Below are 246 nucleotides of genomic sequence, written 5' to 3'. Positions count from 1 at the left end.
CGTTAGGATTAGATGGTGCTGCCATTACTGTTGTAGCCAGTGGATTTTTAGATCCATCACAAAATAGTAACGGACCTGCATTTGGTTTATGGGTGGCTCTTGCTTCCGGTGGTGATTTGATTCCACTACCATTAGTAGAAACTCCAACGGCTCGTTTACAAGCGATTCACAACTCTCCTGATTTGGCAGCAGCTTTAGTAGATGTGTATGTGAATGATGAACTTTTGTTAAATGATTTCGCTTTCA

1 protein-coding gene is annotated in these 246 nt (G+C 41.5%); it reads left to right on the top strand.

Translation table 11 applies throughout. From position 1 onward, the window contains the following. A partial coding sequence (locus EQG68_RS14950; RefSeq protein WP_164975486.1) for a DUF4397 domain-containing protein occupies window positions 1–246 on the top strand: 246 nt, incomplete at both ends.

This window comes from Flavobacterium piscinae, from assembly GCF_004122145.1.
Classification (GTDB): Bacteria; Bacteroidota; Bacteroidia; order Flavobacteriales; family Flavobacteriaceae; genus Flavobacterium; species Flavobacterium piscinae.
Note: the sequence above shows the minus strand (reverse complement) of the source record. Positions and strands in the feature narration are given on the sequence as shown.